1 protein-coding gene and 1 pseudogene are annotated in these 1,636 nt (G+C 71.3%); both read right to left on the reverse strand.

Annotated features, from left to right (window positions below; all coding sequences use genetic code 11):
• Positions 1-342 (reverse strand): annotated as a pseudogene (locus tag VGZ32_RS10545) (SAM-dependent methyltransferase); the annotation flags it as partial.
• A gap of 83 nt (positions 343-425) precedes the next feature.
• A complete protein-coding gene (locus VGZ32_RS10550) occupies positions 426-1,610 on the reverse strand; it encodes a family 2 encapsulin nanocompartment cargo protein terpene cyclase (RefSeq protein ID WP_414642530.1) in 1,185 nt (394 codons plus the stop codon).
• Positions 1,611-1,636: the final 26 nt, after the last annotated feature.

The following is a 1,636-nucleotide window of genomic DNA, read 5'->3' on the forward strand; positions in this document are numbered from 1 at the left end:
GTTCGCCACGAAGCTGCCGCCGCCGCGGCCCGAGCCGCAGTCCAGCAGCCGGTCCTCGGGCCCGACGTCGCCGAGGTGCTCGGCCAGCAGGGACGCCTGCAGGCACTCCAGGCGGTGCAGCTCGGCGGTGATCCGCCGCTCGCGGGTCTCCTCGGGGCCCTGGAGCACGGACCAGTCCGGCTCGCCGATGCCGTAGTGGTGGTGGTAGAAGCCGTCCACCTCGCCCAGGCGCAGGTTCACCGGGTTGCGCTCACTGTTCCAGTAATCCGCGACGGACTGCTCATACGCGCTGACCGCGGCAGACTCCTCGCACACATCCAGGGTGGTCACGGTGGTGGTCACGATGACTGCTCCGCTCTCTTGCGATTCTGTTGCGATCGAATGGTCAGTTCGGTGGGCGCGCGGCTTCCGTCCCGCGCATCCCGTCAGTCGGTGGTCGGGGCGCCGGCGCCGGACTCCTCGGGTGCGCCGCCGTCGGCCGGGACGGCGTGGTAGCGGCCGCTCGTGGCATGCCACCGTCTGCCGCCGCCCATCCACGCCCAGACGCCCGCCAGGAAGCGCCCGAGCTGCGGGGAGCCTTCGGCGGCGAGTGCGGCGGACTCGGCTTCGATGTAGCGGACGAATTCGTCGTGCAGCGCGGCGGTCCGGTTCACCGCCTGCTGGAGCGTGCAGCCTTCCTCAGCCATCAGGACCGTGGGAAGGCTGAAGTCGAACCCTGCGTCGACCTGCTCCTCCTTGCGCAGCGAGTAGAGGTCGTTGACCAGCACGCTGGCCACGCCCGCGGTGGTGAAGACGCGGCGCACCCGCGGGTCGAAGTACTCGTGCGCGGGGACCTCGTAACCGCCCACCGCGTCGGTGAGCACCATGCACGGGCAGAAGGCGTTCTCCCAGCGGTGCATCAGGAACTCCCACACCGGCGGCACCCGCCCGGACAGGTGCCACTCGGCCTCCTGGTTGTAGGCCACGAACATGACGGCCAGTTCGTGGCGCAGCCGGAAGACCTGTGTCGGGCTCGCGTAGCGCGCCAGATTGGTCCAGCTGGAGCGGATCGCCCGCAGCACGGGGTCTTCCCGTGCCTGCTCGTCGTACTGGATCGCGTAGGGCGGCGGGGGAACACGGGCCGGGGCCATCGCGGCATACGCCATGGCAAGCCGCAGGGGGATGCGTTCGGGCGCTGATTCGGCGGAGTCGCCGTCGAGGTAGAGGTCGTCGACGGCCCATTCGGCCACGGCGCACTTGGCAGCGGCCGCGAGCCGGTCCACCTCATCACAGTCCGGGTGGGCGAGCATGATCAGCCGGCCGAATCCACAGGCCCGCAGCTTTTCCAGCTCGCCGGAGCGGGCACCGATCTCGCCGCCCCACCAGGCCACCAGCCGGTCGTCCACCGCGTCGCCGAGGGCCGGATCGTCGCGGACGGCATCGGGGCCGTACAGCGGCGGTACGCGGACCGGCGACGATGAATCCGTCCCACCTGCCTGGTCGGCAGAGTTCTCGTCAATGGCGTCCGGACTCGCAGTGCGCTGACTTGCGACCGCGGCGTCGGTGGCCGCCCAGAAGAGCCGGACCGCCGTGGTGCCCAGCCCGCCCGGTCCGGTCAGGACGCCGCGCAGTCCCGCGCCCGGGTCCGCAGGCGTGG

Origin of the sequence: Actinocrinis sp. (assembly GCF_035938995.1) — a bacterium.
Classification (GTDB): domain Bacteria; phylum Actinomycetota; class Actinomycetes; order Streptomycetales; family Catenulisporaceae; genus DASZGI01.